The following is a 20,617-nucleotide window of genomic DNA, read 5'->3' as shown; positions in this document are numbered from 1 at the left end:
GACAGGCTTTTTTCTTAATCGCTTGCTGCCGGTTCCTCTGCCCGTGTCGCGATCATGCTCACGCCGCGACCGCCGATCGCTCCGGCCCATGCTCCATGATGGTGGTCCGCCGCATGTCGCGCTTCTCGTGCATGTCGTCGAACGGCGTGGCGCGGTGGAGCGTGCAGCGATTGTCCCAGATCACGAGATCGCCCGCGCGCCAGCGATGCGCATAGACGAAGCGCGGTTGCGCCGCGAAGGCGTTGAGTTCGTCGATGAGCGCGCGGCCCTCGTCCGGATCCATGCCCGCGATCTCTCCGGCATGCGCGCCGATGAACAGGGTCTGCCGTCCGTCGGGCGCCGGGCGGACGATCGGCTGGAGCACCGGGGGCAGCCGATCGCGGATCTCGGTGGGCGGCAGGGGCGATCCGGCGCGTGCGCGTGAGTGCCAGATGGAGTGCCAGGCGGATAGCGGCGCGATCCGGCACCGGATCTCCTCCGGCAGCGCCGAATGGACAGCGCGCAGATCGATGAATTCGGTCTCTCCGCCGTGCGCCGGAACGATGCGCGCGGACAGCAACGACCATTTGGTCGGCAGCGCGTGGAACGAACTGTCGGTGTGGAAGACATGATCGGCCTTGCCGAACTGGCGGCGCGGCGAATCGCGCGGTTCGATCTCCCCATCGGCATTCAGGTTGGAAACGTCGAATATGCCTTCGCCCACGCGCCGCACCTGCGCGGCATCGCGGATGCCCAGGCTGGGCGGCAGCTCAAGCGCGCCGAAGCGACGGCTGAACGCGATCTGCGCGTCGTCGTCGAGCCATTGGTCGCGCAGCACCAGCACGGCATGGGCGTCGACCGCCGCTTCCACGGCGGATGGCATGGCCGGGTCGAACAAGTCCACGGCCGCGGCTTCGGCAGCGAACAGGGGATGCAATGCACGCGTCTGCAGGTTCATGCAGGCCCTCGCCGCTTCCTCTTCAGATGGTCAAGTAAATTTACATATCGGCCGGGCAGTGGCAAGTCCCGCCGATGGCCGCTGGCGATGGGCGGCGGCTCGACGAAAATCATCTGCCTCCATTCGCAACAAGGCAGGCGACAATTCGATTCGGAGCGGCTAGTCAGCGCGCATGACCAGATCCGCAACCGACGTGATGCAGGACATCATCTTTGCCGCCGTCATGGACGGTATCGAGGCGCTCAAGACCGCGTCGAAGGGATTGCCCAACAATCTCGTCCGCGATCTGGGCGCGCTGCACGTCAACACGACCTTCGCGGATCTGCCCCCCGAGTTGCGCACCGCGATCGCGGCGAGCGTGCGCGCCGCGTTCACGCGGCTGCAGAAGGAAGGCTATGTCGTCTCGGGTGGGAAGCCCGCCGGCGGCCCCGATCGTCCGGCACGGCCGATGCCCGCCCATGCGCCGCGTGGCGCGGGGCCGAAGCCAAGGCGTCCGCAATCGCCGAACAGCCGGTCGAGGCCGGGCGGTGGCGGCCGCCCGCCGGGCAAGCCGGGTCCGGGCCGCCCCGGCAACAAATAGCAGATAGCCGTCAAAGCCAGCGCGGGCGGGCGACCGGCTGCGCATTTTGCTGCGCCTTGTCTTCCGGCTCGCGCATCGCGCGCGCATAGCCGCCGGGCGCCAGCCGCACCGTCAATCCCGCGACGAGCGCGACGCAACCAAGATGGAACAGCCATCCGGCCGTGAAGCCGCCGCCGCGATCGTGCAGCGCGGCGAGGATCCAGGGCGGGATCGCCGCGATCACGAAGCCGCCACCCTGCATCAGCGCGGAAAGCGCGCCGGCGCGGGCCGGATTCGGCAGATGGTCGAGCGCGACGATCATCGACAGCGCGAAACAGCCGCCCAGTCCGGCGCCGAGCACGATCGACCAGAGCATCGGCGCGGCTTCGGGCGACAGGATCAGTGCGGTGAATCCGGCCGCCTGCATCGCCAGGCTCAGCCATAGCCAGGGCCTGCGATCCGCCCGCCGGCCGGCGAGCATGGGAAGGAGCAGCGCGGCCAGCGCCTGGCTCGCAGCGACGATCGCCAGCAGCCCACCGCTGGCGGCGCCATCCCATCCGCGCTCCTGATAGGACAGTGCGAGCCAGGCCACGACCGATGCATAGCCGCCATTGACGAGGCCGAAACAGGCCATCAGCAGCCAGGTGCGCGGCAGCCCGATCAGCGCCGGCGTCGCACCGCGCGGCGGCGGGGCATTCCCGCCGCGCGGCAAAAGGCGCGCCGCCATCGCCGTCGCGACGATCGCGGGCAGCGCGAGTGCCGCCAGCGCCAGGCGCCAATTGCCCGACACGCGCGCGATCAGAGGCGCGGCCTGCGCGCCCAGCGCGCCGCCGCCCATCAGCATCGACGAATACAGCCCGGTCACCATGGTCACATGGCGCGGGAAATGCTGTTTGATGACGCCGGGAAACACCGCCTGGACGATCGCCGCGCCCAGCCCGCACAACGCCGCCGTCGCCAGCAGCATCCAGCCCGTGCCGGCGTCCAGCCGCAGCAGCGATCCCAAGGCGAGCATGGCGAGCGCGCCGGTGATGGTCCGCCCGGCACCCAGCGCATCGCGCAGGGCGGGGCCGGCAAAGGCACAGCCGCCCATCAGCAGCATCGGCACCAGGGTGAGCAAGGCGATGCCCTGCATGCCCAGTCCGGTTTCCGAGCCGATCGCCACGGCCAGCGGCCCGATTCCGGTCAGGAACGGTCGCAGGTTCAGGCCGATCATGGCCACGGCCGCGATCAGCAGGGCATTGCGCGGCATGGCTTTCAGCCCGTCAGCCGGGCGTCCTGCCACCGCCGCCATTCGCCGTACAGATCGGGACAGGTGTCGAGCCGCGCCGGCACATGCCGGATGGTCATCGACTGTTCGGAAAAGGGCCGGGCGAGTTCGGCGCGGAGAGCCGCGGTCGACAGGCCATGGGGTTCGCCATCCTCGTTGGAATAGGCATAGGTCACGCTGCCGATGCCGGCGAGCCGCATCGCCGCCATGCACATCGGGCAGGGATGGCCGCTCGCGAAGACCGCGCATGCGCTCAGATCGGCCGAACCGAGCGCCTGGCTGGCGGCGCGGATTGCGGCCAGCTCGGCATGCGCGGTCGGATCGTGCGAACCGATCACATCGTTGACGCCCGTCGCGACGATCTCGCCGCCGCGCACGACGACCGCGCCGAAGGGGCGGCCACCCGCCGTGGCATTGGCATGGGCGAGCGCGATCGCCGTGCGCAGGAAATGGTCTTCAGTCTTCATCGCGCGCGCCGTCAGGGCCTGGCGTTCCACGCGGCGACCTTGGCGCGGGTCTCGGCGAGCATCCGGTCGAGCGCGGCGCGGTCCTGAACCGAGCCGCGCAGGATCACCGCATGGATCGCGCGCGTCGCCGCGATATCCTCCAGCGGATTGCGGTCGAGCAGCACCATGTCCGCCGCCTTGCCGCGGTCGATCGAACCATAGCGGTCGAGCGTGCCGAACCAGGCCGGGCCGGCGCGCGTCGCCGCCGACAGGGCCTGGGCGGGCGTCAGGCCGTAGCGCGTATAGAGCCCCAGTTCGTCGTGCAGGCCGATACCGGGATAGTTGAACGAATTGAGGAAGCCGGCATCGGTGCCCGCCATGATCGTGACGCCGGCCGCCTGGAGCAGCGGCAGCACCGCCGCCTCGCGCTCGATCTGGTCGTGGCGGGCCGCGATCGCCGTGGCATCGGCCTGTGCCGCGCGCTCGACGCGCCATGTATAGGTCGCGCGCAGCCTGGGGCCGATATAGGCGAGGTAATCGTCGTTCTTGTGATCGTCCTGGTCGAGATAGGCGATGATGCGGCCGCCGTTGAGCGTGGGGGTCACGAAGACGCCTTTCTCTACGAAGCGGCGATAGGACGCCATCGCGGTATCCCGGTCGAAGCTCGCATTGATCCGGCGATTGGCTTCCGCCCGGTCGATCCTGCCTGCCGCAAAATCGGCGGCGATCGCGGCCTCGTCCTCCGCACCCGCCTTGAAGGCATAACCCAGATGCTCGATCGAGCTGATCCCGGCGTCGACGGCCTGGCCCACGGTCAGCGCCATCGGGATATGGCCGGATGCGCGCAGCCCGGCGCCGCGCACCTGGCGTAGCGCATGGAGGAACAGGTCCGGCTTCAGCGTGCTGTCCGTGATCTTCACGAAATCGACATTCAGCGTCTTGAGGCGGGCGACCGCGGCGTCGACATCGGCCTCCGATCCGGTTTCGATCGTACCCTTCCAGATCGGCTTGATGCCTTCGATCTTGGGGCCGGAGCTCAGCAGGGTCGGGCCGAACAGCGCGCCCTTGGCGATCTCGTCGCGCCAGCCCAGCACCTGCAGCGGCAGATCGCCGGATGCGTCGCGGACGGTGGTGATGCCGTGCGCGACATAAAGCGGCAGCAGCGCGCGGTTCTCCTCGATCAGATCGGGGCCGCCGCCGAAATGGACATGCATGTCCCACAGGCCGGGGATCAGATAGCGCGCCTTGGCGTCCACCGTCCGTTTCGCGCTCCACTGCTTCGCGACCTCCGCGTCGCCGCCGACCGCGACGATCCGGTCGCCCGTCGTCGCGACCGCCTGATCGGGGATCAGCCGGGCATGTTCGACATCGACGATGGTGGCGTGGCGGATCAGGATATCGGCCCGTTCCTTCGCCGCCGCCTGCATCGGCAGCAGCGCCAGTCCGGCGAGAAGGGTGGAGAGGAGGCGTTTCATGCGTCGAGTCCCGGAAATTCCATGTCAGCAGACCGGTAACTTCGCGCTTTTGCATTCGCAAATTAGATGTATGGAAAAACAATATCCATTATCTGAATGATCATGCTCGATCCGCGCCTGCTCCGCACTTTCGTGACCATCGCCGACACCGGCAGCTTCACGCTGGCGGCGGAACGGCTGCACATGACGCAGTCGACGGTCAGCCAGCAGCTCGGCCGGCTGGAACAGGCACTGGGGCAGGATCTGATCGATCGCGCCGCCAGGCCGGTGCGGGCGACCGCGTCGGGCGAGCGGCTGCTCGGCCATGCCCGGCGGATCCTGTCGCTGCAGGCGGAGGCGGAGACATTGCTGTCGGATCAGGCGGGCACCGCCGCGATCCGGATCGGCGTGCCCGACGACATCGTCACCGCGCCGATGAGCCGTGTCTTCGCGGAATTCGCTGGCCGGCACCGCGAGGTCCGGCTGGACGTCACCACCGGGCTCAGCCGCGATCTCGACCGGCGTTTCCGGGCCGGCGAGTTCGATATCATCGTCGTCAAGGAGCCGAAGGCGAGCGTCGATTGCCGCGCATCCTTTCCGGAAGCGATCGGCTGGTTCGAATCCGCCGGCCGCGCGATTGCATGGCCCGATCCGCTGCCGCTGGTCACCTTTCCGCCGGGCGGCCTGTATCGCGATGCGATGTTCGACCGGATCGAGCGTGAACGCCGGCGCTGGTATGTCGCCTTTTCGGGCACCAGCCTCAGCAGCGTCCTTGTCGCGGTGGAGGCGGGGCTGGGCCTGTCCCTGGTGCCGGCGGGCGTGGCGGCGCACTATGGCGTCCGCCCGTTCGCCGCATTCGGACCGGAACCGGCGATGGTCGCTTCGATCTATGCCTGGGAACGAACCGGCCCATGCGCCATGCTCGTCGAGAGCATGATCGAGGTGCTTGCCCGCCGGTTCGACGCGGCCGGACGACGCCTGGGCTGACGGTGCGGCGGCGATCTCTCTCTGGCCGCCATGTCGCGGCCGGCCGCGCGAACAGGTTCGTCGCATGCGGCAACGGTTTAAATATTGCTGTCACACGATCTTCCTATGTGCGCGGCCCATGGGATCGGATGGCTCAGACTTATATGCCCAGCGCGCCGATCTGCTGCGCTATGTCGGGCGCCGCGTCGATGATCCGGCGCTTCGCGAGGATATCGTGCAGGAGGCGTATCTCCGGCTGCTCACCTATCAGGCAAAGCCCGACGCCAACGTCACCAATGTCGTGGCGTTCCTCCGCCGGATCTCGATCAACCTGGTGCGCGACTATTTTCGCCGTTCGGGCCGGGGCATGGCGACCGAACTGTCCGAAGACCTGCCGTGCCCGCGATCGGATCTGGAAAGCCAGGCGGAACAGCGGCAGTTGATCGTGATCGTTGCGGGCGTTCTGGGCAGAATGCCCGGATTGCGGCGAGAGGTGTTCATCGCCCGGCGGCTGCATGGCGCGTCGGCAAGGGAGGTGGCTGAACGTCTTGGAATTTCGCCGGGCGCGGTCGACACGCATGTCGCGCGGGCGGTGCTCGATCTGCATCGCGCGATGGCGACGCTGGAGAAGCGAGGCGCATCTGCCGGACGATGACACCATCGAGATGGAAGCGGCGCAATGGGTCGCTTCGCGCATGAACGGGGGATCGTTCGACAAGGCGGGTTTCGATGCCTGGCTTGCCGCGGATCCGCGCCGCAAGCCGTTGTTCGACACCATGTGGCGGCGGATCATGGGGGCGGACATCGATCAGGCGCTCCACGATTATGGCCGGCGCCGTCGATCGCGGAAGCGGCTGGCTGCGGGTGCGGCGGCGTGCATGCTGTTCTTGTCCGCCGCCTATCAGGCCCGGCCCGCGATCGAGCTGTTTCTGGCGCCATCGCACAATTATGCGGCGGCCGATGGCGTCATCCGCGAGGTGAGGCTGGATGACGGCACCCGGCTGACTCTGGCTGGCGGCGCGGAAGTGCAGGTCCGCTACACCCGGCACGAGCGCGAAGTGACATTGATGCGCGGTACGATCTTCGCGGATGTCAGGCGCGACGAGACTCGCGTTTTTCGCGTCGAGGCCGGGGATGGCGAAATCACCGTGCTGGGCACGCGTTTCGAGGTGGCGTTGAAGCCGGACATGGTCCGAACCGCGGTGGAGCATGGCACGGTGCGTTTCGGGCGCGATCGCTGGTTCGGCACGCCGTTGGAACTGGGTGCGGATCAGGCTGCGTCACTGACGCCGGATGGGCTGAGCAGAGATGCCGGCGGCCCGCATCGCGTCGCGCGATGGCGCGCCGAATGGGCGGAATATGAGAATGCAACGCTGGGCCAGGTGATCGCGGATCTCGAAAGCGTCTCGCCCGTGCCGATCATCATCGACGGGGCATTGGCGGAACGACGCGTGAACGGGCGCATCCGCCTGACCGACCCGCTCAGGCAAGTCAGAAATCTGTCGGTCGTTCATGAATTCAAGGTTAGTGAGAATGGGAATGCGATCACATTGTCTCAATGATCGGCATGATTTGTAATATGGATTCGTGAATTCCGTAGTAAAAGTGCAACAAAATACTTTGTAAGATTTGTGCCGATCCGGCGTCTTCCCTGTCGAACCCATTCAAGTTCGGTAAAAGGGGAATCTCCTGTGATCATGTCTCTAGGTGCGCTCCGTACGAGGGCAGCCGTATTCGCGCTTGCGATCGGCTCGATCTCCGTTTCGTCGCCGGCCCAGGCGCAGGCAGGCCTGTCGCTGCCGTCGGCATCGCTGTCCGAGACGCTCAATGCGCTTTCGCGCGATGCCGGTGTGGAGATCCTGGCCGATCCGGCTTTGTTGCGCGGCAAGCGGTCCCGTCCGGTTCGTGGCGCATCGACTCCCGAAGCGGCGCTTGGGCAGTTGCTGCGGGGTTCGGGCCTGCGTTACGAGAAGCGCGGCAACGCATTTCTGATCGTGCGGAGCGCATCGGGGCCGCAGACCGGCGCCACGCGTTCGCCGGGCGCGCTTTCGGGGCAGGACCGCGTGGCCGAGCAGCGCGTCGCCGAACGCGCGATCGAGGTCGCCGGCGCGGATGGCGAGGGCGAGGCCGCGATTGTCGTGACGGGGTCGCGCATCGCCCGCCCCGAGCTCGAATCGCCGATGCCGGTGAGCGTCATCAGCATGGAGACCGCGCAGCGCGTCGGCCGGACCAACGCCTATGACGCGCTGTTGCTCGATCCCGCCGTAGGCCCGGGCATCGGCCCGCGCAGCGTGAGCGATCCCGTCAACAATTCGGGTTCGGATCACGGCATCGCAACGGTGGCGCTGCGCAACATGGGCACCAATCGCAGCCTCACGCTGATCGACGGCATGCGCCGCGTATCGAGCTCCGCCACCAGCTCGGCGGTGGATCTGAACATGATCCCCCCCGCCATGATCGACCGTATCGAGATCGTGACCGGCGGGGCCGCGGCGATCTATGGTGCGGACGCGGTAACGGGCGCGGTGAACATCATCACCAAGGATGTCATCGACGGCCTGAACATCTCCGCCAACCAGGGCATCTCCCAGCATGGCGATGGCGAACGATCGGTGCTCTCGATCTCGACCGGCGGCAAGTTCGCGGACGGGCGCGGGTCGCTGGCGATCGGTGGCACCTATTCGCGCAGCGGCGCGGTCTATACCGGCGACCGCGCCTTTTCCCGCGGGCGTATCCTGTTCCAGTCCAATCCCGCGAGCAGGAGCGCGACAGATGGTATCCCAGACCGGATCATGATCAAGGATTTCCGACAGATCTTCGTCGGATACCAGCCGAGTTTCTATTGGGCGGCGGACGACACCAATTATATCGTCGATGTCGCCGACAATGTCGTGCGCAAGCCGATCGGCGGTACCCGGATCAGCGGTGGCAACTACGGTTTCTGGTCGGGCGGCGAGGGCGGCCAGCTCGAGGACAGGCGCATGCTCCAGTCCCAGCTCGAAGCTCTGGCGGTGATCGGCAAGGTGAAATACGACGTCACCGATGCGGTGACCTATGAAGCGCGCTTCGATTACGGCCGTTCGCACTCCTTTGTCGGCGGCAGCCTGTTCCGGCAGGACAGTCGCGCCAACACCGTCAACAATCATGGCGGCGATGTCGCCTATCTCGACAATCCCTATCTGCCGTCGGCGCTGCGCCAGTTCATGCTCACCAACAATCGCACCGCGCTGGGCATCAACCGCGCCTATGGCAATTTCCCGGCGATCGAGATCCTCCATGACTATGAGAGCTTCACGATCTTTCAGGGGCTGGGCGGGCGGCTGGCCGACAGGCTGAACTGGCAGGCCTTTTATCAATATGGCCGCACCACCGACGATGTGAACTACACCAACGTTCCGCTGGCGTCGCGCTATGCCGCCGCGCGCGACGTCATCGCCGATCCGGCGACCGGCGCTCCGGTCTGCCGGAGCGCGGCAGCGCGCGCGGCGGGCTGTACACCGTTCAACATCTTCGGAAACGAGCCGCTTACCCAGGCGCAGCAGAATTACATGCTGACCGACAGGACCGGGCGGCGCGTCAACACGCAGCAGGTCTATGGCGCAAGCGTCGCCGGCGACCTGCTTTCCCTGCCTTATGGCGATCTGTCGATCGCGCTGGGCGTCGAGCGGCGGCGCGAGACGCTGGACACGGTCGACGATCCGCGCGCGGCAACCGGTGAAGTCGCCTATTTCGGCCTGGCGGGCGCGCAGCCGGATATCCGCGCGTCGCGCAAGGTATCCGAAATCTATGGCGAGCTGGTCGTGCCCGTGCTGCGTGGTCTGCCGTTCGCGCACCGGCTGGAGGTGGAGGGCGCCTATCGCTATTCGGACTATAGCGGTTACGGCAAGACCGATACCTGGAAGCTCGGCGCCACCTGGGAGCCGATTCCCGGCCTGGCGCTGCGCGGCGTGCGTTCGCGCAGCGTGCGCGCACCCAATTTCGGCGAGCTTTACCGGCCCCAGACCGAAACCGCGAGCGGCAGTCCGGCCGATACCTGCATGGGCGCGGCCTATAATCTGACGCCCGAGCGCGCCGCCAATTGTCGCGCGCTCGGTATCGCCGCGCCGCTGCCCTATGAACAGCTCGGCCCGGTCATCGTTTCCGGCGGCAACCCCAATCTGCAGCCCGAAACGTCGAACAGCCTCACCCTGGGCGCGGTGTTCCGCCCGCGCTTCCTGCCCGGCTTCGATGCCACGATCGATTACTGGAATATCGAGATCAGCAACGTCATCGCGTCGTTCGGGGCCGGGGATGTCTATCGGCTCTGCACCGATCTACCGTCGATCGACAATGTCTTCTGCCGCTCGATCCAGCGCGACCCGGTGACGCATCTCGCGACCCGGCTCGAAACCTTCCTGGTGAACGCGCAGGAAATGGGCGCGCGGGGCATCGATGCCGGCATCAACTATCGGCGCACGCTGGGCGAGGGGACGCTCGGCCTGTCGCTCAAAGGCACCTATCTGCTCAAATATATGCTGCACACCACGCCGGGGCTTACTGCCGGCGACGTGCAATATGACGGCGCCTATTCGAACCCGCGATTCCGGGGAACGATGCTGCTGAGTTATTCGACCGAAAAACTGGATTTCAATCTGAACACGCGCTTCGTGAGCGCCGCCAATTATGCGGTCGGGCCGACGGTTACTGCCGAATCCTATCCCGACAACCGGATCCCGTCGCGCACCTATAACGACATTTCGGTGGGGCTGCGGGTCGACGAACGGTTCCGCATCGCGATCGGTGTCGAAAATGTGCTCGATGTCGATCCGCCGATCTTTCCCTATGCCCAATATGGCGCGGGGGGCATCTACGACGTGATGGGCCGATATGTCTTCACCAGCATCAATCTGAAGTTCTGATCCGCGCGGCCGGCGGCCCGATACGTCGGGTTGCCGGCTCCGCCCTGTCTTTCCCGGGATGCATAATATGAAAAGATCCGGTCTCGCATTGATGTTGCTGCTGGCTGCCGGTCCATTGGCGGCGCAGGTGCCGGCGGCGGCGATGAAGAACGGTCGCGGCACGATGGTGATGGCGCATCGCGGTTGCTGGGAAGGCGGCGCTCCCGAAGTCTCGGTTTCCGCGATCCTCGCCTGCCAGGCGATCGGGCCGGACAGCGTCGAGATCGATGTGCAGCGCACGCGCGACGGGCAGCTGGTGCTGATGCATGACGACACGGTCGACCGGATGACCGATGGAAAGGGGCTGATCGCGGACATGACGGGCACGCAGGTTCGCGCGCTTCGCCTGCGCGAAGGGGCGGGCGGCCCGGCCGCGCCGCTCACCGACGAACATGTGCCGACCCTGGAAGAAGGGCTGAGGGCCGCGAAGGGCCGGTTCACCGTCAATCTTCATCTCAAGCTGCCGGTCGAGCAGGAGGTTGCCGATATCGTGAAACGGCTCGGCATGGTCGGGCAGGTGACGACCTGGGTGGCCGGCAAGGCTGATGACGACCGGCTGATCAACTCGCCCTTGCGTGGCGCCATCGGAATGATTCCCGTCGTCCACGAATGCGCCGATCCGGCGGGCGCATCCTGCCAGGCAAGTCCGATCGCGAACTATGCGCCGATCGAGCCCGTCGGCTTCTACGTCATTCCCAAGGCCATGCTGTCCAGCGAACCGGCTGAAACCTTCGTGAAGCGGGTCGTCACCGGTGCGCGACCCGCAGGTGCATGGATCATGGCGAGCAGCTTGTTCCAGGTGGATATGCTGCCGCGCGAGGAACGTCGCGCAGTCTGGCGCAGTCTGATCGACCTGGGCGTCGACTTGATCATGACCGATCATCCCGGTGATCTGATCGACCTGCTCCAAACGGGCATGACGACCGCGCGATAGCGATTGATCCGAAGGCCAGCGCGCCATCCATCATTTTATTCACACTCGTGAGAGTGAATATTGACTCCCTCGCGAACAGGCGGCATGAAGCTGTCATGCCGGCATGCGATCGGCGCGAGATGGAGAGGGGATGATGAGGGCAAGGCTGTTTGTGTCCGTATGCGCGGGCGCGCTGTTCGCGATCCCGGCAGGTGCTGCCGCGCAGGCGCGGGATGATGCCGCACCGCAATCCGACGAAAGGGACGAGGGGGCTGCCGTCAGCGGCGACATCATCGTCACCGCCACGCGCCGCGAGGAACGCATCCGGGACGTTCCGATCAGCATCACCGCGTTCACGCAGGAAGCGCTGACCGAAAAGGGCATTGTCGGGTACGAAGGCATCGGTCGCGAGACGCCGGGTGTCGTGCTCAATCGCCCGACGCAGAATTTCAACAATTTCACGGCACGCGGCATCGCCACCAACGGCTATAACGCCAATCTGCAAAGCTCGGTCGCCATCTATATCGACGAACTGCCCGTCTCGACGATCGGCAACACCACCGTCGTCGATCCCAATCTTTTCGACGTCGAACGCGTCGAGTTCCTGCGCGGGCCGCAAGGCACATTGTTCGGCTCCGGTTCGCTTTCTGGCGCGATGCGCATTTTGACCAAGAGCCCCGATCTCAACGATTTCGACGCATCGGTGCTTGTCGATTTCGGCCTGACCGGATCCGATTCCTTCCGCCAGCGCTATAATGCGATGGTCAATGTGCCGCTGGTCGACGATCGCCTGGCGATCCGCGCGGTGGGTTTCTACCGGGACGAGGACGGTTATCTCGACAATGTCGGCACCGGCGTCCACAATTCGAATTCGCTGATCGATTATGGCGGCCGGCTGGTGCTGAAATGGCAGCCGACCGATCGGCTTTCGATCAAGCTGCTCGGGTCCTACGAATACAGCAATCCAAGGGACAGTTCGCTCACCAATCCGGCGCTGGGGCGCGAAAAGCGGGTGTCGGACGAACCCGATCGCTTCACCGGCAAGCAGATGATCGCCAACGCCACGGTCGAATATGAATTCGATTTCGCGAAGCTGACCAGTTCCTCCACCTATTCGGATTTCGATCAGCGCTTCTATGTCGATCTGGCCGGCACCTTCGCGCCCGGCTCCTTCCCGGGCGCGCCGATCGCGTTCGGCCTGGATGCCGATGCGTACGACAAGGTCTTCGTACAGGAATCGCGCCTGGCCTCCACGCTGGACGGGCCGTTCCAGTTCGTCGTCGGCGGCTTCTATCTGCACCGCCGCCGCGACGTGGACTATTTCTACCGTTCCTCGATCCCGTTTCTGCAGGCGCGGGGCCTGACCGGGCTGCCCGACAAATATTTCCAGAAACAGTTCACCCATCAGATCAGTCAGGAACTGGCGGGCTTCGGCGAACTGACCTATCGTTTCTCCGACAGGTTCTGGCTGACCGCGGGCATGCGCTACGGCCGCATTTCCGCGCAGGGCTTCACCGAGGCAGGCGGCTATCTCGCTTCGGCCTTCGGCTTCACCTATTATGACTATGCGCTGCTCGGCATCCCCGTGAACTTCAATACCTTCACGCCCTATGCCGCGGTGGAGGGCGTCAAGGCGAAGGGATCGAAGCCGTCGTGGAAGGCGAGCGCCACCTTCAAGCCCAACGACAATCTCACCACCTACGCGACCTTCGCGACCGGCTTTCGCGCACCGATCGTCAATGCCTTTGCCGGCCGGCCGAGCCTGGTCGATCCCAATGACATCATCATTCCCTTTGGCGCCAGCTCGGACGACCTCAAAAGCTATGAGGTCGGCGCCAAGGGCAGCTGGCTCGGCGGGCGGGTGACGATCAATACCGCCTTCTACCTGATCGACTGGAGCAATATCCAGGCACAGGCGAACCGCGTGTCGGACTCGGTCCAGTTCGCGACCAATATCGGCGCGGCGCGCAGCAAGGGCTTCGAATTCGAGATCGGCGTGATCCCGGCGACGGGCTGGGCGGTGGGCGTCAACGGCGCGTACAATGATTCCAAGATCACCCGGCTTTCGCCGGAGGAGGCCGCGATCTCCGGCGCGGTGCTTGGTCATCGCCTGTCCGCGCCGCGTATCCAGGGGGCCGCCTATGTCGCCTACAGCTTCGATCTTGCGAGCGACGTCCAGGCGACGATCGCGGCGAATGCGCAGCATATCGGATCGTTCAACAGCAGTTTCCCGAACACGCCGGGGCGCCCGAACGTGCCGCTGGTGACCTTCGGCAAAACCGACGACTATACCAATGTCAATCTCAGCTTCGGGCTGAAGAAGGGTGACTTGTCCGCGCAGCTTTATGTCGAGAATCTCTTCGACGATCACTCGATCACCTATATCCACCCCGAAGCCTTTCTGGTCAGCCGCTTCGGGACGATGCGGCCGCGCACCGTCGGCATCCGCGTCGGTTACGGTATCTAGGCGATGACGGGTGCCGATCCCGCATTGGCTCCGGCCGTGCCGCCCGCGCGGCCGGATCGGCGCGCCTGGTTCGTGCTGGGCGTGCTCTGCTTCGTCTATGTGCTGAACTTCCTCGACCGGCAGTTGCTGTCGATCCTGGCGAAGCCCATCCGCGACGAGCTCGGGCTGACCCACGGCCAGATCGGGCTGATCAGCGGGCTCTACTTCGCACTTTTCTATGGCTTGATCTCGATCCCTGTCGCCTGGTTCGCCGATCGCGCGAACCGGGTGAAGGTGCTGTCCTTCGCGTGCGCCTTGTGGAGCGCGGCGACGGTCGCCTGCGGTTTTGCTGCCAGCTATCCGCAGCTTGCGCTGGCCCGCATGACGGTGGGCGTGGGGGAGGCAGGCGGCGTGCCGCCATCCTATGCGATCATCTCCGATTATTTCCGCCCCGGTACGCGCGGTACCGCACTTGGGCTCTACAATCTCGGCCCGCCGATCGGCAATGCGCTGGGTGTGGCGTTCGGCGCGTCGGTGGCGGTCGCCTTCAGCTGGCGCGACGCGTTTATCGCGGTTGGCGCGATCGGCGTGGTGACGGCGCTGATCGTCTATCTGACCGTGCGTGAACCCCCGCGCGGCGGGCTCGACATTCCCGCCGATGCGCCGCAGACCGCCTATGAACCGCCCGCCAAGGCGCCGTTCCTCGCGACCTGCCGGATGTTCTTCAGGCGGCGCGTGCTGCTCCTGGTGGCGCTGGCCACCGCCGCCAACCAGTTCATCACCTATGGTTCTGGCAATTTCGCGACGCTTTTCCTGATGGAGGAAAAGGGCATGACGCTTGAGCAGGTCGCTATCTGGTATTCGTTGCTGATCCTGTTCTCGATGGGCGGGGGCATCTTCTTTGCCGGGCGGCTCGTCGATCGGCTCGCGCCGCGCGACAAGCGGGCCTATGCGCTGATTCCCGCCATCGGGCTGACGGTCGCCATTCCCTTCTTCGTCGCGTTCGTCTGGGCGCCGGGCTGGGAACTGGCGATGATCATGCTCATCGTGCCGTTCGCGCTCAACTATTTCTACCTCTCGCCGGCGGTGGCGCTGGTGCAGGAGGAGGTGAAGCCCAATGAACGGGTGTTGGCCGGCGCGCTGCTGCTGCTGGTGATGAACCTGGTCGGCCTGGGCCTTGGGCCGACCTGGCTGGGAGCGGCGAGCGACTGGTTCGGCGCGCATGGCCATGCCAGGCCGCTGCAATCGGCCTTCTACACGCTGGTTCCGTTCTACGGGCTGGCGATCCTGCTTTTCCTGTTGCTCGCGCGGGCGATCCGCAAGGAGGCCGCACGATGAAATGCCCGTTTCTTGTCGCCGCGGCGATCTCGCTGCTTGCCGGCACCGCCTCCGCGCAGGTCGTCCAGGCGCCCGCCGGTGCTGTCGAGGGCAAGGCGGCGCGCGGCATCGCCGTGTTCAAGGGCATTCCCTATGCCCGGCCGCCCGTGGGTGACCTGCGCTGGAAGCCGCCGGCCGCGCTGCCCGCATGGCAGGGGGTGCGCAAGGCGCAGGGCTTCGGCGCCGCCTGCATCCAGCCGCGCCCGCGTGCCGGCAGCATCTATGCCAATCCACCCGCGAAGATCGACGAGGATTGCCTGACGCTCAATATCTGGGCGCCCGAACGGGCAAAGGATGCGCCGGTCTTCGTCTGGATCCATGGCGGCGCGCTGACGACGGGCTACAGCCATGAAGCGATGTATGACGGCGCGAAGCTCGCCGCGCGCGGCATGATCGTCGTTTCGATCAACTATCGCCTCGGCGTGCTCGGATATCTCGCTCATCCCGGCCTCAGCGCGGAATCGGCGGCCGGTGTATCGGGCAATTACGGCCTGCTCGACCAGATCGCTGCGCTGCAATGGGTGAAGGCGAATATCGGCGCCTTTGGCGGCGATGCCGGCAACGTGACCATCGCGGGCGAATCCGCCGGCGCGCTCAGCGTCATGTATCTGATGGCGGCGCCCCGGGCGCGGGGGCTGTTCCACAAGGCGATCGCGCAGAGTGCCTATATGATCTCGACGCCGTCGCTGAAGGACGCGCTCCATGGCGAAGCCGCCGCCGAGGAGACGGGCCAAAAGGTCGCGGCGGCGCTCGGCGCGCCCGATATCGCGGCGCTTCGCGCCATGGATCCGGTCGCGCTGACCGAGAATGCCGCGAAAGCCGGCTACATGCCCTGGGGCACGATCGACGGAAAGGTCCTGCCGCGCCAGCTTGTCGAAATCTTCGATCGCGGTGAGCAGGCGCCGGTGCCGCTGATCGCCGGCTTCAATATCGGCGAGATCCGCTCGCTGCGGTTCCTGGCTCCGCCCGCGCCCGCCAGTGCAGGTGCTTATGAGGCGGCGATCCGCGCGCGCTATGGCGACCTCTCGGATGCCTGGCTGCGCCTCTATCCATCGCGTGATCCGGGTGAGGCCGTGCTCGCCGCGCCGCGCGACGCGCTCTATGGCTGGACGGCGGAGCGGCTGGCGATCGGGCAGACGGCGATCGGCCAGCCTGCCTATCTTTATCTGTTCGACCATGGCTATCCGGCGGCAGACGAGAATGGCCTGCACGGCTTCCATGCCGCGGAAATCCCGTTCGTCTTCGGTACCGCCGCCGACGCGCCGCCGTTCTGGCCCAAAATTCCCGACACCGTTGGGGAGAAGCGTTTCTCGGCGGCGATGGGCGATTATTGGGCGTCGTTCGCGCGCGACGGCAATCCGGTCGCGAAAGGGCAGGCGGCATGGCGACCCTATGGCAAGGACGCCGCCTTCATGGCGTTCGCGGATGTGCCGCGCGCCGGCGTGCGGCTGATGCCGGGCATGTATGCGCTGCACGAAGCGGCGGTCTGCCGGCGTCGCGCGGCGGGCAACCTGCCCTGGAACTGGAATACCGGCACCGTCTCGCCCGTGCTGCCCGCAAGTGCGGATTGCCCATGATCCACGGTGCGATTCAGGATTTCCCGCTCACGCTCGACAAGTTCCTCGATCATGCCGCCCGCTGGCATCCCGATGCGGAGGTGGTGACGGCGCGCGAGGATGGGGGGATCGGCCGGATCGGCTACGCCGCGCTGCGCGCACGCAGTCTCGCGATCTCGTCGCTGCTCGCGGGTTTCGGCGTGGGTGAGGGCGACCGCGTCGCGACGCTCGCCTGGAACAGCCAGGCGCATGTCGAATGCTGGTATGCCGTGATGGGCATTGGCGCGGTCTGCCACACGCTCAATCCGCGCCTCACCGCGCTGCAGCTTGCCGCCATGGCGGTCCGGTCGGGCGCAAAGCTGCTCGTCGTCAGCGTCGATCTGTTGCCGCTCGCGCGGCTGATCGTCGAACGTGCGCCCGGTATCGGGCGGGTGCTGGCGATCGATGGCGATGGCGGCGAATGGCCCGCCGGTGCACCACCGCTTGACGTGCTCGAACCTTTGATCGCTGCCGCGCCCGGCGGCGTGTCCTGGGGCGGCTTCGACGAGCGAGCGCCGGCCGGGCTCTGCTTCACCTCAGGCACGACGGGCGCGCCGAAGGGCGTCACCTATACGCATCGCGGCAGCTTCCTTCACACGCTGCGCACGCTGCAGGCCGATGTCATGGCGTTTACCGCGCGGGATGCCGTGCTGGCGGTGGTGCCGATGTTCCATGCCAATGCTTGGGGGCTGCCCTTCGCGGTGCCGGCGGTCGGCGGCAAGCTGGTGTTGCCCGGGCGCCAGGCCGACGGCGCCAGCCTGGCGAGGCTGATCGCGGCCGAGGGGGTGACGATCGGTGTCGGCGTGCCCACGGTATGGCTCGGGCTGGTCGAGCATCTTGAGGTGGCCGGGGGCGCATTGCCGTCGCTCAAACGGATCATCGTCGGCGGTGCGCCGATGGCGCCCGCGCTGATGGCGCGCATCGAACGCCGCCTGGGCGTGACGGTGCAGACGAGCTGGGGCATGACGGAACTTTCGCCGCTGGGCACCATCGCCCCGCCCGACGATCCGGATCGCAACCCCGCGATATCGGGCCGGCCCGCGATCGGCGTCGATCTGCTGCTCACCGACGCGGCCGGCATACCGCTCCCCGATCAGCGCGGGGGCGAGGGGCATCTGCAGGTTCGTGGCGCATCGGTGGTCGATCGCTATTTCGGGCAGGCCGAAGCCGCGACCGATGCCGATGGCTGGTTTTCGACCGGCGATCTCGCGCGCATCGATGCGAAGGGCAATCTGATGATCACGGGTCGCGCCAAGGATCTGATCAAGTCGGGCGGGGAATGGATCAATCCGGCGGAGATCGAGGCGGTGGTCGGCGCGTTGCCGCAAGTGTCGCTCGCGGCGGTGATCGGCCGGCAGGACGCGAAATGGGGGGAACGCCCGGTGCTGCTCGTCGAAATGAACAATGGCGAGGAGCTGGACGATGCGGCGCTGCTGGCGCCGCTGGAAGGGCGGGTGGCGCCGTGGTGGATCCCCGATGCGATCGTCCGGCTGCCGGCCATGCCGCTGGCGCCGACCGGAAAAATCGATAAGATTCGCTTGCGCGAAGACTATGGCGGGGCTTGAGATGTCTGTCGGCGCGGCCGCCGGTGCATCCGGCGAACAGGGATTGAAAGCGGAACGAGTGGCAGATCAGGCGAAATCGCGTCGGCGATCCACCAAGGCTGAACAGCGCGCCGAAACGATGGAACAGATTCTCGACGAGGCGGAGAATCTCTTTTCGAAACACGGCTTGCATGGCGTCACGCTGAAGGACGTCGCCAAGCGCGTCGGCGTGCATCACACGCTGCTCAACTATTATTTCGCGGACAAGAAGACGCTGTTCGACGCGGTCTTCGCGCGCCGCGCGGTGGTGACGAGCACGCGCCGGATGGAGGCGCTCGACGTCTATGATCGCGCGACTGCCGGCAAGCCGACGATCGAGGGTGCGCTGCATGCGTTCCTCGATACCGATCTGGATCTCTATATCCATGGCGGTGAAGGCTGGAAGAATTACGGCGCACTGAGCGCCCAGGTCGCCAATACCCCCGAATGGGGCGCCGAGATGATGGACAGCCATTTCGATCCCGTCGTGCTGCGGCTGATCGATCTGCTGAAAAAGGCCATGCCCGATTGCGCGGCCGAGGACATTTTCTGGGGCTATCATTTCGTCACCGGCGCCCTGATGGTCACGCTGGCGCGAACCGGCCGTATCGACAAATTGTCGGGCGGTATCTGCCGATCCGAGGATTTCGAGGCGATCAAGGCGCGCATGGCCGCATTCATGGCGGCGGGTTTCCGGCAGATCTGCAGCGCGAAAAGCGTCTAGCGCTCTCAGTGGCCTTATGTCTGACCAGTTCGCGACTAATATTAACTAACTAGAGAGTGAATAAGAGGAATCAGCATCATGACGATGGCATCGAATGCGGATCGGCCGCTGAATGGGCGCGTGGCGATCGTGACCGGGGCGGGCAGCGGGCTCGGGCGGGCGCACGCGCTGTATCTGGCGACACAGGGGGCATCGGTGGTCGTCAACGATCTCGATCCGGCGGCAGCACGCCAGGTGGCTGCGGAAATAGAGGAGCAGGGCGGGGTTGCGCTGGACGCGCCCGCATCCGTCACCGATGCGGCGGCGATCGGCGAAATGATCGCGAACGTGCAGGACAGTTGGGGCCGGATCGATATCCTCGTCAACAATGCCGGCATCCTGCGCGACAGGAGCTTCACGAAGATGACGCTCGACGATTTCCGGCTGGTCGTCGACGTTCACCTGATCGGGGCGGCGATCTGCTGCAAGGCGGTCTGGGATGTGATGCGCGCGCAGCGCTATGGTCGCATCGTGATGACGACCTCCTCCTCCGGCTTGTGGGGGAATTTCGGCCAGGCCAATTATGGCGCGGCGAAGCTGGCGCTGGTCGGTCTGATGCAGACCCTGGCGATCGAGGGCGAGAAGTACGGCATTTGCGTCAACAGTCTTGCGCCGACCGCGGCGACGCAGATGACGCATGGCGTGCTCGCGGAGGAAAGTCTGGTGGAACTCGATCCGGCGCTGGTCAGTCCCGGGCTGCTGGCATTGGTGGGAGAGGATGCGCCGACGCGCGCTATCCTGTGCGCGGGTGCCGGGCATTTCGCGAGTGCGGAGATCATGCTGTCCGAAGGGTGTCATATCGGTGCTGGGCCGGAAGCCGGCAGCAGGCTCGTGGCGAACTGGCCCTTGGTGATCGATCGCAAGGCGGCGGTCGCTCCGGCCTATGGCTTTGCCCAGGCGGAACGCGAAGTCGCCAGCGCGCGCCGCAATGCGGCGATTCGGTTTTCATAGGAGCGGCGCGACTCACGGCCGAAGCCGAGATCACACGATTCGGCGCGATCCGGCGTCGAATCGCGCAACCAAGCCGATTCGAAAGCGCGAGCGCATGTCGGTTCGTAATCCGGTCCGGTGAATATGCAGAGGGGCGATGGAAAGGGGGATCAGGCACGTGCCGTGGCGAGGGTGGCCATACGCCCGGAAACACGGGGTTTGGATGCCGGTCTGCAACAGCCCTTCCGGAACGGTGCGATGACGGAATTCGGCCGATTACAGATTTCCTACAAAAAGGCGTTGACGTGTCTCAGGGCCCTCCATATATGCCCTCTCACCGCAGCGGGGGGCCACACTGGCTCTGGCAGCGGTCGCAAAAAACTAGGATGCCCGGTCAGCCCCGGTAAGAGGGGGAAGGTCAGGCGTCCGCGTTTTTGGCTC

General features: G+C 65.9%; 16 protein-coding genes. 12 read left to right on the top strand and 4 right to left on the bottom strand.

From position 1 onward, the window contains the following. Positions 1-58: 58 nt before the first annotated feature. Positions 59-937, bottom strand: a complete 879-nt coding sequence (locus K7G82_RS18855) for a TauD/TfdA dioxygenase family protein (protein ID WP_222991487.1) — start codon at positions 935-937, stop codon at positions 59-61. Positions 938-1,109: 172 nt separating this feature from the next. Here K7G82_RS18855 and K7G82_RS18850 point away from each other — a divergent pair, with 172 nt between their 5' ends. Then, positions 1,110-1,517 (top strand): hypothetical protein, encoded by a 408-nt coding sequence (locus tag K7G82_RS18850; RefSeq protein ID WP_222991486.1) that lies wholly within the window; start codon positions 1,110-1,112, stop codon positions 1,515-1,517. A gap of 10 nt (positions 1,518-1,527) precedes the next feature. Here K7G82_RS18850 and K7G82_RS18845 read toward each other — a convergent pair whose 3' ends face one another. The 3 genes from K7G82_RS18845 to K7G82_RS18835 are packed head-to-tail and all read right to left on the bottom strand — an operon-like array spanning position 1,528 to position 4,687. After that, positions 1,528-2,748 carry a cyanate transporter gene (locus tag K7G82_RS18845; RefSeq protein ID WP_246623696.1) on the bottom strand — a complete coding sequence of 407 codons (1,221 nt, stop codon included), beginning with the start codon at positions 2,746-2,748 and terminating at the stop codon, positions 1,528-1,530. A 5-nt stretch (positions 2,749-2,753) separates the two neighbouring features. Beyond that, positions 2,754-3,233, bottom strand: coding sequence for a nucleoside deaminase (locus K7G82_RS18840; RefSeq protein WP_222991484.1), 480 nt, complete (start codon positions 3,231-3,233; stop codon positions 2,754-2,756). Between the two features lie 11 nt (positions 3,234-3,244). Beyond that, the gene (locus tag K7G82_RS18835; protein WP_222991483.1) at positions 3,245-4,687 is read right to left on the bottom strand and encodes an amidohydrolase family protein; all 1,443 of its coding nucleotides are present in this window, start codon (positions 4,685-4,687) and stop codon (positions 3,245-3,247) included. Positions 4,688-4,789: 102 nt separating this feature from the next. On the opposite strand from K7G82_RS18835, the gene K7G82_RS18830 reads away from it, so the two are divergent. The 11 genes from K7G82_RS18830 to K7G82_RS18780 all read left to right on the top strand — a co-directional run bounded on the left by K7G82_RS18830 (position 4,790) and on the right by K7G82_RS18780 (position 20,197). Beyond that, on the top strand, positions 4,790-5,653 hold the full coding sequence (locus K7G82_RS18830) for a LysR family transcriptional regulator (protein WP_222991482.1): 864 nt from the start codon (positions 4,790-4,792) through the stop codon (positions 5,651-5,653). 118 nt (positions 5,654-5,771) lie between these two features. After that, positions 5,772-6,287 (top strand): RNA polymerase sigma factor, encoded by a 516-nt coding sequence (locus K7G82_RS18825; protein ID WP_222991481.1) that lies wholly within the window; start codon positions 5,772-5,774, stop codon positions 6,285-6,287. A gap of 40 nt (positions 6,288-6,327) precedes the next feature. Next, a complete protein-coding gene (locus K7G82_RS18820) occupies positions 6,328-7,194 on the top strand; it encodes a FecR family protein (protein WP_222991480.1) in 867 nt (288 codons plus the stop codon). A gap of 135 nt (positions 7,195-7,329) precedes the next feature. Then, positions 7,330-10,530, top strand: a complete 3,201-nt coding sequence (locus K7G82_RS18815; protein ID WP_246623736.1) for a TonB-dependent receptor — start codon at positions 7,330-7,332, stop codon at positions 10,528-10,530. A 67-nt stretch (positions 10,531-10,597) separates the two neighbouring features. After that, positions 10,598-11,503: a glycerophosphodiester phosphodiesterase family protein gene (locus K7G82_RS18810; RefSeq protein WP_222991478.1), complete on the top strand. Its 906-nt coding sequence runs from the start codon at positions 10,598-10,600 to the stop codon at positions 11,501-11,503. Positions 11,504-11,636: 133 nt separating this feature from the next. Then, a complete protein-coding gene (locus tag K7G82_RS18805; RefSeq protein ID WP_222991477.1) occupies positions 11,637-13,949 on the top strand; it encodes a TonB-dependent receptor in 2,313 nt (770 codons plus the stop codon). A 3-nt stretch (positions 13,950-13,952) separates the two neighbouring features. Continuing rightward, on the top strand, positions 13,953-15,266 hold the full coding sequence (locus K7G82_RS18800) for a spinster family MFS transporter (RefSeq protein ID WP_222991476.1): 1,314 nt from the start codon (positions 13,953-13,955) through the stop codon (positions 15,264-15,266). Then, on the top strand, positions 15,263-16,882 hold the full coding sequence (locus K7G82_RS18795; protein WP_222991475.1) for a carboxylesterase/lipase family protein: 1,620 nt from the start codon (positions 15,263-15,265) through the stop codon (positions 16,880-16,882). The genes K7G82_RS18800 and K7G82_RS18795 overlap by 4 nt, the downstream gene beginning before the upstream one ends. Further along, a complete protein-coding gene (locus K7G82_RS18790) occupies positions 16,879-18,465 on the top strand; it encodes an AMP-binding protein (protein ID WP_222991474.1) in 1,587 nt (528 codons plus the stop codon). The genes K7G82_RS18795 and K7G82_RS18790 overlap by 4 nt, the downstream gene beginning before the upstream one ends. A 118-nt stretch (positions 18,466-18,583) precedes the next feature. Then, positions 18,584-19,207: a TetR/AcrR family transcriptional regulator gene (locus K7G82_RS18785; protein WP_222991473.1), complete on the top strand. Its 624-nt coding sequence runs from the start codon at positions 18,584-18,586 to the stop codon at positions 19,205-19,207. A gap of 78 nt (positions 19,208-19,285) precedes the next feature. Next, positions 19,286-20,197: an SDR family NAD(P)-dependent oxidoreductase gene (locus K7G82_RS18780; protein ID WP_425517293.1), complete on the top strand. Its 912-nt coding sequence runs from the start codon at positions 19,286-19,288 to the stop codon at positions 20,195-20,197. Positions 20,198-20,617 lie beyond the last annotated feature (420 nt).

The sequence above is a fragment of the Sphingomonas colocasiae genome (assembly GCF_019880585.1).
Lineage (GTDB): Bacteria > Pseudomonadota > Alphaproteobacteria > Sphingomonadales > Sphingomonadaceae > Sphingobium_A > Sphingobium_A colocasiae.
This window is presented reverse-complemented; position numbering and strand designations above follow the sequence as displayed.